Origin of the sequence: Candidatus Poriferisocius sp. (genome assembly GCF_965202595.1) — a bacterium.
Lineage (GTDB): Bacteria > Actinomycetota > Acidimicrobiia > Acidimicrobiales > Bin134 > Poriferisocius.
This window is the reverse complement of record NZ_OZ241836.1, coordinates 1,137,390-1,151,785: the sequence shown is the minus strand read 5'-3', so window position 1 is coordinate 1,151,785 and position 14,396 is coordinate 1,137,390. Positions and strand designations below refer to the sequence as shown.

Here is a 14,396-nt window from a genome sequence, read left to right as displayed (position 1 = left end):
TCAAAGCGTGCCCGAAATGAAGGAGATCGGTACCCTCAAAGCGTGCCCGAAATGAAGGAGATCGGTCGAGTTCTGGGCAAGCGCTACCGGCTCGTGTCGTTCATCGGCTCGGGCCGGTTCACCAATGTGTTCCTGGCCCACGACCTGTCGCAATCCTGCTGGGTAGCCGTCAAGCTGCTGCCGGCGGAGGTTCTGCCCGCAGGATGGGCCACCGACCCGAACCTTGCCGACCGCTTTGTCGAGGCAGCCCGGGAGACCGCCTCGGTGGCCCACCCCAACATCGTGGCCACCCGGGATTGGGGGAAATCCGATTATGGCTTCCACGTGGTGACCGACTACCTGGAGGGTGGAAGCCTGCTGGGAATACTGGAATCCGGGCACCTGCTGTCGCCCTCCCAAACCCTGATGGTCGGCTTGGAGGTTGCCCGCGGGCTGGAGCACATACACCGGCTAGGGCTCATCCATCAAAACATCCGACCCTCCAATATCCTGTTCGACAACCAAGGCCAGGCTCATCTGGCGGATCTGGGCCTGTCCCGGGTGATGCTGGAGACGGCAGGGATGTTGGCGGAGAGATCGGTTTTCACCAGGGTGGACGCGGTTCGCTACGCCCCGCCCGAGCAGACTCAAGGCCTGACCCCGGACCACAAGAGCGACGTGTACTCCCTGGTGCTGGTGCTCACCGAGGTCCTGTCGGGGCAGGTTCCGTTCGACTCCGACGATCCCGAATACACCCAGATGGCCAAGATGGGGCGACAGCTCGATCTTGGCGGCCAGTTCGGCCGTCTGGGTCGAGTCCTGGAGGAGGCCGGGCAGCCGGACCGCAACGAACGTCCCAGCGCCGGCGAGCTGGCCACCGGACTTCTGGAAGCGGCGGAATCGCTGCACCGCCCCGAACCGCTTCCGCTGTCCAGGGCCCTGCCGGACATGCCCGAACCGGGGTTGCCCGGATCTGATGCCGAAGCCTTCACCGCCTCCAGCATCGTCCAGGATACGACCGGCACCCCGACCGCGGTGATGCTCCCGCAGGACGGCAGCCCCCACCGGATCGAACCCGCGCCTGCCACCCCTGATGATCCGGTTTCGGCAACGAGACCGCAGGACGGCAGCCCCCACCGGATCGAACCCGCGGGGTTTCGGAGGCTGCTGCTGCTCATGGTGCTGCTCGTGGGGGCGGTGGGGTTCGGGGGTTACATGACGTGGGACAACTGGTTCAGTACCGAGACCCGGCCGGTACCCGATCTGGCTGGTACCGGTGAGGCCGGGCTGCTGCGTATCGAGAACGAGTTCGGCTGGGTGCTCGACCGCCGTGAGCAGCGCCGGGACGGTACGGAGGCCGGCCAAGTACTGAGCCAGAACCCCCAACCGGGCACCGGATTGAAACGGGGCGAGACGGTAACGGTATGGGTGTCGTTGGGTCCCGAGCTGGTGGCCATCCCCGCCGGTCTCGTGGGAATAGCGGTTCAGGATGCCGAGACTGTTCTGGCCGGGGTGGGTCTGTCGCTGGGAGGGGTGGTCGAGCGCCACGACGAGATCGTGCTCGAGGGGGTCATCATCCAAGTGGACGAGCTGTTCCCCGAGGTCGAGCCGGGAGGCCAGGTGGACCTGGTGGTATCCCTCGGACCGGTGCCCCGGGTGGTGCCGGCAATAGACACCGGTACGCCGCGGGCCGTGGCCGTCGAGAAGCTGGAGGATCTCCGGCTGCGGGTGGAGGAGTGGCGGGTGGAGGACAACCAGGTGGCTTCCGGCCTCGTGGTGAGGGTGGAACCTCCTCCGGGAACGGAGGTGGCCGCTGACTCGGTGGTGACGGTGGTGGTTTCGGATGGCCCCCAGCAGGTTACGGTGCCCCCCCTGGCCACCCTGAACGTGGAGGAGGCCACGGAGATCCTGGAGGGCCTGGGGCTGTGTCCGGGGGAGATCGAGGGGCCGAACGACACCGAGATACTGGCCAGCAACCCACCCGCAGCCGCGGTCGTGGACTTCGGAACCTGCATCAAGCTCATCACCCGACCCGAGTAAAACATGCACTTCGGAACCTGCATCACACTCATCCAGTAAAACATGCACTTCGGAACCTGCATCACACTCATCCAGTAAAACATGCACTTCGGAACCTGCATCACACTCATCCAGTAAGGATCGTGATCGCTCGCAACCGCGCCTGGGCCCGGCGGGCGAAGGCGGCCTGCTCGTCGTTCATCCCCTCACCGAACAGGGTGAGCACGAGAGTCAGGTCGCCATCCACCCGGAGGGTGCCGGTGAGAAAGCCGCGGGCAACCCCTTCGGGATCATCGGTGACGAACGCGGCCAGAGCCGACCGGTAGTCGAGGGTAACGGTGGCATCGGGATTCTCCAGCTCGCCGGGCAGGGGCAGTGGCCCGCCGGCCTCGGTGTCGATGTAGGCCCGAACCTCGCCGCCGAAAGGGGTACCGGTAACCACCAGATTTACCCTGGCCCTGCGCTCGGAGGCCGGAGCGGCCGGGGCCAGCTCCTCGCGCAACACCAGAGCAGCCTGGATCCACTCCGGACCGAGGAACCGGTACACCCCCACACCGGCAACATACCCCTCCCGGTTTCCCCTTCCCCTCCCCGCTTCCCCTTCCCCTCCCGGTTTCCCCTTCCCATCACGGCTTCCCCCTCCCCGCTTCGGCGCTTGGTGCTGGTTGGTCAACCGGGTGACCAAGCCAAATTGGGCTAACCCCTCTCCGGGGCGGGGCCCGGACAGGCAGGGCGGTACGATGTCGTTTCGGTATGGGGCAACAACGCATCACCCAAAAAGAGTGTGCTCAAGTAGCCGCTTTGGCCCGCCTGGAGCTGACCGGGGACGAACTCGACCGCTTCACCGGTCAGCTCGATGAATTGCTGGACCATGTGGCCGAGGTGGAAACCCTGGACATCGACGGGCTGGCCCCCACCATGCACCCGCTGCCCATCCCCAACCGGCTTCGTCCCGACACCCCGGGCGAGGTGTCGGATCACGACGAGGTGCTGGCCCAGGCCCCACTGGTCGAAAGCGGCCAGTTCCGAGTTCCCCCGGTTCTGGGCGAGACTCCGTGACCGGGTTGGGTGACCCACCGACCTCACCGGGGCGCCCCGCGACCGCGCGAGAAATTGCCGCTGCGGTCCGGTCGGGACGGCGGTCGGCCCGGTCGGTGGTGGACAAATACCTGGAGGCCATTGCCGCGGGCGATGGCGACATCGGGGCCTTCAACCTGGTGACCGCGGCCCGGGCCCGGGCCCGGGCCGGTGAGATCGATGCCGCGGTGGCCGCGGGCAAGGATCCCGGCCCCCTGGCTGGAGTACCCGTGGCCCTCAAGGACAACCTGTGCACTCGGGGAGTGGCCACCACCTGCTCGTCCCGCATCCTGGAGGGCTGGGAACCCCCCTACGACGCCACGGTGGTTGAGCGGCTGCAACAAGCCGGTGCGGTGGCTTTGGGCAAGACCAACATGGATGAGTTCGCCATGGGCAGCTCCACCGAGAACTCGGCTTTTGGTCCCACCCGTAATCCGTGCAATCCTCACCGGGTACCGGGGGGGTCGTCGGGCGGCAGCGCGGCCGCGGTGGCCGCCGGATTCTCCCCGGTGGCTCTGGGCAGCGACACCGGCGGATCCATTCGCCAACCGGCGGCGCTGTGCGGCGTGGTCGGCGTCAAACCCACTTATGGCCTGGTGTCACGCTACGGCTTGGTGGCCTTCGCCTCGTCCCTCGACCAGATCGGCCCACTCACCACCACGGTGGCCGATGCCGCTGCGGTGCTGGATGCGATCAGCGGCCCCGACCCCCGGGACTCCACCAGCATTGATGAGCCCCAACCCCCGGTTTCGGCCACGCTGGACGGCGGGGTGGAGGGGCTCCGGGTGGGGGTTCTGACCGAGCTGAACGGAGACGGTATAGCCCCCGATGTTGCCGCCCGAGTGCGGGTTGCGGTCGAGGCGTTGCAATCGGCCGGGGCCCGGGTGGGCGAGGCCAGTGTCCCCGCGTCGGTGTACGGCTTGTCGGCCTACTACCTGATCGCCCCGGCTGAGGCTTCCAGCAACCTGGCCCGCTACGACGGGGTTCGCTACGGCCTGCGAGTGGAGGGCCCCAGTACCGCCGCCATGAACATCGCCACCCGATCGGCCGGGTTCGGCGACGAGGTCAAGCGTCGCATCATTATCGGCACCTACGCCCTGTCGGCCGGCTACTACGACGCCTACTACGGCAAGGCCCAGCGGGTGCGCACGCTCATCATCAACGATTTCGCCTCGGCCTGGGAACGGTTCGACCTGCTGGTGAGCCCCACATCACCCACCACCGCTTTCGCACTGGGGGAGCGCACCGCCGACCCCATGGCCATGTACATGAGTGACGTGTGTACCGTGCCGGTGAATCTAACCGGTCAGGCCGCCATGTCGGTTCCCTTTGGGATCGGCGACGACGGATTGCCGATCGGGGTACAAATCCTGGCCCCCGCTCTGGGCGAGCCGACCATGTTCCGAGCCGCCGCCGTGCTGGAAGCGAGCCGGCGATGACGAGCAACAACACTCAAAACGAACCGGCGATGACGAGCAACAACACTCAAAACGAACCGGTGACGTGGGAGACGGTCATCGGTTTGGAGGTCCACGCCGAGCTGGCCACTGAGACCAAGCTGTTCAGCGCCAGCCCCAACCGGTTCGGCGGTGACCCCAACACCTACATAGACCCGGTGTCGCTGGGGCTGCCCGGTTCGCTGCCCGTGCTCAACGAGAAGGCGGTGGAGTTGGCCATCCGGGTGGGCTTGGCCCTCAACTGCCGGATCCAACCATCCGTGTTCGCCCGGAAGAACTACTTCTATCCCGACATGCCCAAGGACTTCCAGATCAGCCAGTACGACCAACCGATCAACGTCGATGGCTGGCTGGAGCTGCCCTCGGGGCGGCGCATAGGCATCGAACGGGCCCACCTGGAGGAGGACACCGGCAAGACCACCCATGTCGGGGGTGGCGGGCGCATCCATGAGGCCGGCTACTCCCTGGTGGATTACAACCGGGCCGGGGTGCCGCTCATCGAGATCGTGGGACACCCCGATCTGCGCTCGGCCGAGGAGGCCCGCCAGTACGTGGCCGAGCTGCGCTCGATTCTGGTGGCGGTGGGGGCATCGGACGGCAAGATGGAGGAGGGCTCGCTGCGGGTTGACTGCAACGTGTCGGTCAGGCCGGCGGGCAGCAACCGGATGGGCACCCGGTGCGAGATCAAGAACGTGAACTCCCTGCGCTCACTGGGTCTGGCCGTGGACTACGAGGCCCGCCGCCAGATCGATCTGCTGACCAGTGGCCGGCCAGTAGTACAGCAGACCCGGCACTGGAACGAGGACGACGGGCGCACCCACGCTTTGCGCTCCAAGGAGGAGGACTACGACTACCGCTACTTCCCCGAACCCGACCTGCTGCCTCTCGACCCCGACCCCCGGTGGGTGGAGCGAATTCGCCGGGAGTTGCCCCCCCTGCCCCGCGACCGCCGGATCGAGCTGGCCCGGGCGGTCCCTGCGGCCGATGCCGGTCACATAGCGCTGACCGTCGAGCGATCCATGGACGGCATGGCCCTGGGTGCCATCGGCGGGGGAGCAACACCCGAACGGGTGATAACCCACATCGTCCACAACCTGGCCGGTGGTTCGGGCAATCTGACCTCCGAGGCTCTGGCCGGGCTGGTGGCCATGGAGGATGCCGGGGAGCTGACCGCAACCCAGGCCAAGAAGGTTCTTTCCGTACTGGTTGAACAGGGAGGATCACCCGAGGAGGTGGCCCGGTCGCTGGGTTTCGAAGCCATGGGGGACGATGAGCTGGAGACCCTGGTGGACGGCCTCATCGCCAACCATCCCGACGAGTGGTCCCGTTTCCGTGACGGTGACACCAAGCTCACCGGCTTCTTCGTCGGCCAAGTGATGAAAGCCACCCGAGGCCGAGCCGACGGCAAAACCGTAACCCAACTTCTGAACACCCGCCGCCGTTGCCCTCCAAGCTGAGCCACTCCAGTAACTAGCCTGTAGCCATGAGCGAAATGAAGCCCCGGTCTCACGAAGCTGAGCAGCAACCCGCTGGCGACAGATGGGGTTGGCCGTCATGAGCGAAATGAAGCCCCGGTCTCACGAAGTCACCGACGGGTCCGGGCGGGCCCCGGCCCGGGCCATGCTTCGGGCCGTGGGCATGACCGACGACGACTGGAACAAGCCCCAGGTGGGAGTGGCGTCGTCGTGGAACGAGGTGACCCCCTGCAACCTGCCCCTGGATCGGCTGGCCAAACGGGCCAAGCAGGGGGTGCGGGACGCCGGTGGGTTCCCCCTCGAGTTCAACACCATTGCGGTGTCCGACGGCATCTCCATGGGCCACGAGGGCATGCGGGCCTCGCTGGTGAGCCGGGAGATAATCGCCGACTCGGTGGAGGCGATGATGCACGCCGAGCGGTTGGACGCCTTCGTCAGCTTCGCGGGTTGCGACAAGTCGCTGCCCGGCATGCTGATGGCCGCGGCCCGCATCAACCTCCCCTCGGTGTTCGTCTACGGCGGCTCCATACTCCCTGGCCACCACAACGGTCGGGTGCTCGACATCGTGAGCGTGTTCGAGGCCGTGGGCGCTCACGCGGTGGGTGACATCGACAGCGAGGAACTCGACGCCATCGAGCGCAACGCCTGCCCCACCGAGGGGTCGTGCGCCGGCATGTTCACCGCCAACACCATGGCCTCGATCGGCGAAGCCCTGGGCATGTCCCTACCGGGAAGCGCCTCGGCCGCCGCGGTGGATCGCCGCCGTGACGACTACAGCTACGCTGCGGGCACCGCGGTGATCGGGCTGCTGCGCCAGGGAATCCGACCCCGCACGATAATGACCAGGGCGGCGTTCGAGAACGCCATCTCGGTGACCATGGCCCTGGGCGGGTCCACCAACGCGGTGCTGCACCTTCTGGCCATCGCCTGGGAGGCCGGGGTGGAGTTGGAGCTGGACGACTTCAACCGGGTAGCGGCCCGGGTACCCCACCTGGCCGACACCAAACCTCACGGCCAGTACCACATGGCCGACATCGACCGCATCGGCGGCGTGCCGGTCGTGTTGCGGATGCTGCTGGACGAGGGTCTGCTGCACGGCGACGAGATAACCGTGACCGGTAGAACCATGGCCGAGAACCTGGCTCTGATCGACCCCCCCGGCCCCGACGGGGAGGTGATTCACCGCTTCGGCGATCCGCTTCACGACATCGGCGGGATCGCGGTGCTCACCGGGTCGCTGGCCCCCAACGGGGCGGTGGTGAAAGTGGCCGGAATCGACTTCGACCGCTTCGAGGGTCGGGCCCGGGTGTTCGACGGCGAGGATGCGGCCATGGACGCGGTGCTCGGGGGGCGGATAGAAGCCGGTGACGTCGTGGTGATCCGCTACGAGGGGCCCCGGGGCGGACCCGGCATGAGGGAGATGCTGGCCATCACCGGGGCAATGAAGGGGGCCGGTCGCGGCGGGGACACCGCGCTGGTGACCGATGGGCGGTTCTCCGGAGGTACTCACGGGTTCTGCGTGGGCCACGTCGCCCCCGAGGCCACCGAGGGCGGACCCATCGCGCTGGTAGCCGAGGGCGACACCATTTGCATCGACGTGCCCAGCCATTCGATCCAGATGATGGTCGGCGAGGCCGAGCTGGCCGAGCGCCGGGCCGGCTGGAAGCCCCCCGAACCCCGCTATACCCGGGGAGTGCTGGCCAAGTACGCCCGCCTGGCCCAGGGTGCCGAAAAAGGTGCCGTCACCGAAGCTTGATCCGGTCGTGAAAATCGGGTCTGGATCGGGTGGTTCAGGCCGCGGGGCGGGCGACGAGTTCTTTGCCCAGCGCCACCCGGGACACGGCCAGATCCACCCGATCCAGACCCTGCTGGGCCGGCGCGGCCCGGGCTATGGCCAGATGCCCGATGGTGGGTGGGTTGAACGAACCGGGATAGACCCCAATTCGTTTTGTCACCGGCGGTGCTCAACGTTCATACTGGTGCGATAACATGAAAATGAACGGTGGCCAAGCGCTGATGAAGGCCCTCGAGAACGAGGGGGTTGACCTCTTGTTCGGGCTGCCCGGTGGGGCCATACTTCCGGCCTACGACCCGCTGATCGACTCCTCCATCCGCCATGTGCTGGTGCGCCACGAGCAGGGCGCGGGCCACATGGCCGAGGGCTACGCCCACGCCACCGGGCACCCCGGCGTGGCCATGGTCACCTCGGGACCGGCGGCCACCAATATCGTCACCCCGCTGTGCGATGCCTACATGGACTCCGTCCCCATGGTGGTTGTCACCGGCCAGGTTCCCTACGCCGCCATCGGCACCGATGCCTTCCAGGAATGCGACACCACCGGGATCACCATGTCGGTGACCAAGCACAACTACCTGGTGACCGAGGCGGCCGACATTCCCCAGGTGATCCATGATGCCTTCCACATCGCCACCACCGGCCGGCCCGGACCGGTTCTGGTGGACATCCCCAAGGACATCATCGACCCCAACAATCCCCGCTCCGCGATGGTGTGGTACACCCCCGACGGCCACGACCTGCCCGGCTACCGTCCCAACCGCACCGGCGACCCCGAGCTGATCGCCCAAGCGGCCAAGCTCATCTGCGAGGCCGAGCGTCCCGTGATCTACAGTGGGGGCGGCATCTTGAAGGCTCGGGCGGCCGAGGCCCTGCTGGAGCTGGCCGAGCTCACCGGCATCCCGGTGGTCACCACGCTGATGAACCGGGGGGGCTTCCCCGACGACCACCCGCTGTGTCTGGGCATGCCCGGTATGCACGGCAACTACACCGCCGTCACCGCCATGCAGGAGGCCGACCTGCTCGTAGCGCTGGGGGCCCGCTTCGACGACCGGGTCACCGGCAAGGTGGCAGGGTTCGCCCCCCTGGCCAAGATCATCCACGTGGACATCGACAGCGCGGAGCTGGGCAAGGTGCGCCGCCCCGACGTGGCCATCCAGGGCGATTGCAAGCTGGTCATCGAGGAGATGGTCAAGGCTTTGGGGGAGTTGGGCGGGAGCAGCAGCCAGCCCGACCGGACCCAGTGGCGGTCCCGCATCAGCGGATGGCAGGAAAGGTTCCCGCTTACCTACGAGCAGTCCGGACCCGATGAGCTGCTCAAGCCCCAGTTCGTGCTGGAACAGTTGCGCGATGCCACCCCCGACGACACCATCGTGGCCTCGGGAGTGGGCCAGCACCAGATGTGGACCAGCCAGTACTGGAAGTTCAACCACCCCTACACCTGGGTGAACTCGGGCGGGCTGGGCACGATGGGGTTCGCCATCCCCGCGGCCATAGGGGCCAAGGCGGGCCGCCCCGATCGCATGGTGTGGGCGGTGGACGGCGACGGATGCTTCCAGATGACCGCCCAGGAGCTGGTCACCGCGACCACCGAGGGGTTCCCCATCAAGGTCGCCCTCATCAACAACGCCTACCTGGGAATGGTCCGCCAATGGCAGGAGATGTTCTACCGGGAGCGGTACTCCGAGGTGTACCTGACCCGCAACGTGCCCGACTACAAGCTGTGGGCCGAGGCCCTGGGGTGCGTGGGGCTGCGGGTGGAATCACCCGAGGAGGTCGCCCCGGCCATCGACCGGGCCAACGAGATAGACGACCGCCCGGTGGTGGTCGAGTTCCGCTGCGAGGCCGGCGAGAACGTCTACCCGATGGTCCCGGCCGGCATGTCCAACAGCGACGTGGTGGTGGATCCCTCCCAAAGGGATCGTCCCCGATGAGCGGTGGCGGGACCGGTGGCGGGACCACCACTCTGGTGGTCCACGTGGAGAACAAGGCGGGGGTGCTGGCCCGGGTGGCTGGACTTTTCGCCCGCCGGGGATTCAACATCGAGTCGCTGGCCGTGGCTCCCACCAACGACGAGCGGTTCAGCCGGCTCACCATAGTGGTGGGGGTGGACTCCGCCCCCATGGAGCAGGTGGTGAAGCAACTGGACAAGCTCATCAACGTGGTGGAAATCCGGGAGCTGAACCCTGCGGTCAGCGTGGAGCGGGAGCTGACAATGGTCACCGTCAGGGCCGACCCCTCCATACGGGGGCAGATCCTGGACCTGGTTAGGGTGTTCCAGGCCACCGTGCTCAACGTGGGTTACGACGAGATCATGGTGTCGCTCACCGGATCGCCCAGCCGGGTGGATGACTTCGAGAATCTTCTGCAACCCTATGGGATTGTGGATGTGCAGCGAACCGGCAAGGTGGCGCTGCCCAAACTGGTAAAGACCGCCCCCGACCCCCTTACCCCCTGACCGGGCTCATCCCCCGATCTCCTTACCCCTGACCGGGGCCCACTTCCGAACACCGACAACTGCGAGGACAACCAATGGCAACCGTGCTCTACGAAAAGGACGCCGACCGCTCCCGCATCGCCGACCGCAAGGTGGCGATTTTGGGATACGGGTCGCAGGGCCACGCCCATGCCCTGAACCTGAAGGACTCGGGCATTGACGTCCGGGTCGGCCTGCGGGAGGGATCGGCTTCGGCCGCCAAGGCCGGCGAAGCCGGGTTGCGGGTACTGCCGATGGCCGAGGCGGCGGCCGAGGCCGGCATCATCATGATGCTTCTGCCCGATACCGAGCAGGCCGACATCTACCAGGCCCACATAGAGCCCCACCTGGGGCCGGGCGATGCCCTGTTCTTCGCCCACGGCTTCAACGTGCGATTCAACCTGATCTCGGCTCCCAGCGGCGTGGATGTGGCCATGGTGGCCCCCAAGGGCCCCGGCCACCTGGTGCGGCGCACCTACGTGGAGGGCGGCGGCGTGCCCTGCCTCATCGCCGTGGAGCAGAATGCCAGCGGCCACGCCCGGGAACTGGCCCTGGCCTATGCCGATGCCATTGGTGGGGCCCGGGCCGGGGTGATCGAGACCACCTTCGCCGAGGAGTGCGAGACCGACCTGTTCGGTGAGCAGGTGGTGCTGTGCGGCGGGCTCACCTCGCTGGTCGCCGCGGCCTTCGAGACCCTGTGCGAAGCCGGTTACCAGCCCGAGGTGGCCTATTTCGAGTGCCTGCACGAGCTGAAGCTGATCGTGGATCTCATGTACGAGGAGGGGATCGGGGGAATGCGCTACTCCATCTCCGACACCGCCGAGTACGGTGACCTGAGCCGGGGTGACCGCATCATCAACCAGAACACCCGAGCCGAGATGAGGAAGATTCTGGACGAGATCCAAAGCGGTTCCTTCGCCGAGGAGTGGATGGCGGAGAGCCGCGGCGGGCGCCCCAACTTCCTGAGGATGGAGGCCGAGGGCCAGCAGCATCCCATCGAGGCGGTGGGTGCGAGGCTCCGAGCCATGATGCCGTGGATCTCAGAGGGCCGGCGGAGCGTCCAGGACGTGTCCGGGGGCCAGGGAAAGAACTGATTTGCCCCGTGGCCGGTTAGCAGCCCGAGGGTTGCATTTCGTTAGTATTCGTAGCATCCGTGCGGTTGCCCACAAGCGGTTGCCAGAAAGAAAAAGAAAAAGGAGTGACCGTGAGCGATAACTGGGGTTTTGAGACCAAGCAGATCCACGCCGGGCAGGAACCCGATCCGGCCACAGGATCTCGGACGGTACCCATCTACCAGACCACCTCTTACGTGTTCCGCGACACCGAACACGCCGCGGCTCTGTTCGGGCTGGCCGAGGTGGGCAACATCTACACCCGGATCATGAACCCAACCCAGATGGTGCTGGAGGCCCGCCTGTCCGCCCTGGAGGGGGGAACCGAGACCGCCATAGGGATACCCGGGGCCCTGGCTTTGGCGTCGGGGCAGGCGGCGGAGACGCTGGCCATTTTGAACCTGGCCGAATCGGGGGACCACGTGGTGTCCTCGGCATCGCTGTACGGGGGCACCTACAACCTGCTGCACTACACCCTGCCCAAGATGGGCATCGAGGTGTCCTTCGTCGAGGATCCCGACGATCTGGGGGCCTGGAGAAACGCCATTCGGGACAACACCAAGGTGCTCTATGCCGAAACCATCGGCAATCCCAAGAACGACTGCCTCAACATCGAGGGCGTGGCCGCGGTGGGCCACGCCGAGGGCATCCCGCTGATGGTGGACAACACCGTGCCCACCCCCTACCTCATCCAGCCGCTGGCCCACGGTGCCGACATCGTGGTCCATTCCATGACAAAGTTCATCGGTGGCCACGGCAACTCCATCGGCGGGGTCATCATCGACGGGGGCTCCTTCGACTACGGGGCCAGCGGCCGCTTCCCCAATTTCACCGAGCCCGATCCCAGCTATCACGGTCTCGCCTACTGGCCTGCACTGGGTCACGGCTCCTACATCATCAAGGCCCGGGTGCAATTGCTGCGGGACATCGGTGCGGCCATCTCCCCGCAGAACGCCTTCTACTTCCTCCAGGGCCTGGAAACTCTCAGCGTGCGCATGGAGCGGCACCTCTCCAACGCCCTGGCGGTGGCCGAGTACCTGGATGGCCACGACCAGGTGGAGTCGGTGCAGTTTGGCGGTTTGCCGTCCAGCCCGTGGCACGAGCGCATGAACCGCTACACCGGTGGTAAGGGTTACGGGTCGGTACCCGCCTTCCACATCAAGGGAGGGCGCGACGCCGGCGAGAGGTTCGTGAACGCGCTCGGCCTGCACAGCCATGTGGCCAACATCGGCGATGTGCGCAGCCTGGTGATCCATCCGGCGTCCACCACCCACTCGCAGCTCACCGAGGAGGAGCAGATCAGCTCAGGGGTGTATCCCGGACTGGTCCGGCTCTCGGTGGGCCTCGAGACGCTGGACGACATAATCGCCGACCTGGATCAGGGGTTCACCGCCGCCCGGTCCTGACCCCCATCGGGCGCCTTTGAACACGCGCGCCAAATTCGTGATTACCCATACCCACACGCGCGACCATTGAGTGTGCGGTTGGGTCGCCTGCTCATGAGGATCCCGGTTCTGGGGGTGCTGGTCGCGGCCCTGGCCCTGCTGGCCCCGGCCTGCAAAACCCCCGATCTACAGGGACCGGTGGTGAGGTCCCCGGTTACCCCCACCGCGACCGCCACTCCGGCGGCTGTACCCACCGTGGTACCGGGGCCGACCGCGGTACCGGTGACCCCCGGTATCAGCGATAAGGTGATCCGGGTTGGAGTCATTGCCGACACCAGCACCGGCAACGTGGTCAGCGATGGCAGCGAGTCGGCCTGGCTGGCCATGCGAGCCTGGGCCCAATCGGTGAACGACAGCGGCGGGGTCGGGGGTCGGAATGTAGAGGTAGTTCTGATCAACGCCAACGTGTTCGATCACCGGGCCGCCATTCAGGAGGCGTGCCGGAGCGACATCTTCGCCCTGGTCGGCTCTTACGCGCGGTTCGATGGGGATGGGGTGGACATACTGAACGAAGAGTCCTGCCGCCTGCCCGACTTCCCCGCAGCCGCGTTGAGTCCGGCCCGGAGGGAGTCACCGGTGACATTCGTTTCCAATCCCACCGCCAACAATCTGGGGCAGGCCGGCCCGGCCCGCTACCTGAGCGAGCGCTTCCCCGATGCCGCCACCGCGGTAGCCACGGTGGTGCTGGACCTGCCCGTGGCCTTTTACCGGGCCGAGCGGGAGATCGAGGCGGCCACCAAAGCAGGATTCGAGTTCTCCTTCCGGACCACCGTTGACCTCAACGAGGACTACGCCGCCATAGCAGCCGCGCTGGAGGAGGCCGATGTTCGGGCCATCTCCTGGTCAGCCGGTGGCCGGCGGCTCCTGGAGCTGCTCCAGGCCCGGGCGAAGCCGGTTGACCCGCCACTTTCTCCTCCTGCGGAGGCCGGCGGGGCAACCCCGGCGGGACAACCCGGGCCGGAACCCCCGGAAGGGGACGAGGAGCTTGACGCGGAGCTGGCCTTCGTCCACTGCTCACTGGACTGCTACTCCCGCGGTTGGGCCGAAGATGTGGGGGAGCTGGGATCAAACGTATGGGTAAGCATCGGGATGCTCCCCTTTGAGGAACCCGGTGAGAGCGCCGCCCTGGTGGAATACCTGTTCTACCTCACCCAGGTAGGTCCCGATGCCAACCCCGAGGCCGGGAAGGATTTGATCGGCCTTTCCAGTTGGGCATCGGCACTGCTGTTCGAGCGGGCGGTCAACCAGGCCATGTTCACCAGCGGGGGAGGGCTGACCCGGGACCTGGTTATCGAAGCGGCCGGCACGATCACCGAGTGGGATGGCAACGGCCTGCACGGCCCGACCAACCCCGCCGAGGGCATCCCCTCACCGTGCTTCGTGCTCATGAGCCCCACCCCGGGCGGCTGGGTGCGCCGCCACCCCCTCGCCCAGGGCACCATGGACTGCGAGGCCGGCAACCTGGTTGAGCTCACCACATCGGCCACGCTGGGAGTCAGCCCCAGCCGCCCCGACCCCGCCGAATCATCCAAACCCGGGGCCGCAAGCGGCTGATCCCCAG

The 14,396-nt window shown here is 66.7% G+C and carries 12 protein-coding genes; 10 read left to right on the top strand and 2 right to left on the bottom strand.

All coding sequences use genetic code 11. The features are described from left to right. The first annotated feature begins 51 nt into the window (after window positions 1–51). The gene (locus ACOGXC_RS05570; protein WP_419920021.1) at window positions 52–2,019 is read left to right on the top strand and encodes a protein kinase domain-containing protein; all 1,968 of its coding nucleotides are present in this window, start codon (window positions 52–54) and stop codon (window positions 2,017–2,019) included. A gap of 106 nt (window positions 2,020–2,125) precedes the next feature. On the opposite strand, the gene ACOGXC_RS05565 is transcribed toward ACOGXC_RS05570, so the two are convergent. Beyond that, window positions 2,126–2,551 carry a hypothetical protein gene (locus ACOGXC_RS05565; protein ID WP_419919712.1) on the bottom strand — a complete coding sequence of 142 codons (426 nt, stop codon included), beginning with the start codon at window positions 2,549–2,551 and terminating at the stop codon, window positions 2,126–2,128. A 200-nt stretch (window positions 2,552–2,751) separates the two neighbouring features. On the opposite strand from ACOGXC_RS05565, the gene gatC reads away from it, so the two are divergent. The 4 genes from gatC (at window position 2,752) to ilvD (ending at window position 7,763) form a co-directional block, all read left to right on the top strand. Next, a complete protein-coding gene (gene gatC / locus ACOGXC_RS05560; RefSeq protein WP_419919711.1) occupies window positions 2,752–3,057 on the top strand; it encodes an Asp-tRNA(Asn)/Glu-tRNA(Gln) amidotransferase subunit GatC in 306 nt (101 codons plus the stop codon). Between the two features lie 5 nt (window positions 3,058–3,062). Then, window positions 3,063–4,514, top strand: a complete 1,452-nt coding sequence (gatA, locus tag ACOGXC_RS05555) for an Asp-tRNA(Asn)/Glu-tRNA(Gln) amidotransferase subunit GatA (RefSeq protein ID WP_419920020.1) — start codon at window positions 3,063–3,065, stop codon at window positions 4,512–4,514. Continuing rightward, window positions 4,511–5,989 (top strand): Asp-tRNA(Asn)/Glu-tRNA(Gln) amidotransferase subunit GatB, encoded by a 1,479-nt coding sequence (gene gatB / locus ACOGXC_RS05550; protein ID WP_419919710.1) that lies wholly within the window; start codon window positions 4,511–4,513, stop codon window positions 5,987–5,989. Before gatA ends, gatB begins: the two co-directional genes overlap by 4 nt. Window positions 5,990–6,086: 97 nt before the next feature. Continuing rightward, window positions 6,087–7,763: a dihydroxy-acid dehydratase gene (gene ilvD / locus ACOGXC_RS05545; protein WP_419919709.1), complete on the top strand. Its 1,677-nt coding sequence runs from the start codon at window positions 6,087–6,089 to the stop codon at window positions 7,761–7,763. Between the two features lie 34 nt (window positions 7,764–7,797). Here the strand turns inward: ilvD and ACOGXC_RS05540 are convergent, their stop codons facing one another. Beyond that, a complete protein-coding gene (locus tag ACOGXC_RS05540; RefSeq protein WP_419919708.1) occupies window positions 7,798–7,962 on the bottom strand; it encodes a hypothetical protein in 165 nt (54 codons plus the stop codon). Between the two features lie 40 nt (window positions 7,963–8,002). On the opposite strand from ACOGXC_RS05540, the gene ilvB reads away from it, so the two are divergent. From ilvB to ACOGXC_RS05515, 5 genes are all read left to right on the top strand, one after another. Further along, complete coding sequence (gene ilvB / locus ACOGXC_RS05535; protein ID WP_419919707.1) at window positions 8,003–9,736, top strand: biosynthetic-type acetolactate synthase large subunit; 1,734 nt, start codon at window positions 8,003–8,005, stop codon at window positions 9,734–9,736. Next, a complete protein-coding gene (gene ilvN, locus ACOGXC_RS05530) occupies window positions 9,733–10,260 on the top strand; it encodes an acetolactate synthase small subunit (RefSeq protein WP_419919706.1) in 528 nt (175 codons plus the stop codon). The genes ilvB and ilvN overlap by 4 nt, the downstream gene beginning before the upstream one ends. Window positions 10,261–10,334: 74 nt before the next feature. Continuing rightward, window positions 10,335–11,372: a ketol-acid reductoisomerase gene (gene ilvC, locus ACOGXC_RS05525; protein WP_419919705.1), complete on the top strand. Its 1,038-nt coding sequence runs from the start codon at window positions 10,335–10,337 to the stop codon at window positions 11,370–11,372. Between the two features lie 104 nt (window positions 11,373–11,476). Next, window positions 11,477–12,796, top strand: coding sequence for a bifunctional o-acetylhomoserine/o-acetylserine sulfhydrylase (locus ACOGXC_RS05520; RefSeq protein WP_419919704.1), 1,320 nt, complete (start codon window positions 11,477–11,479; stop codon window positions 12,794–12,796). A gap of 93 nt (window positions 12,797–12,889) precedes the next feature. Next, window positions 12,890–14,389, top strand: a complete 1,500-nt coding sequence (locus ACOGXC_RS05515; protein ID WP_419919703.1) for an ABC transporter substrate-binding protein — start codon at window positions 12,890–12,892, stop codon at window positions 14,387–14,389. Window positions 14,390–14,396: the final 7 nt, after the last annotated feature.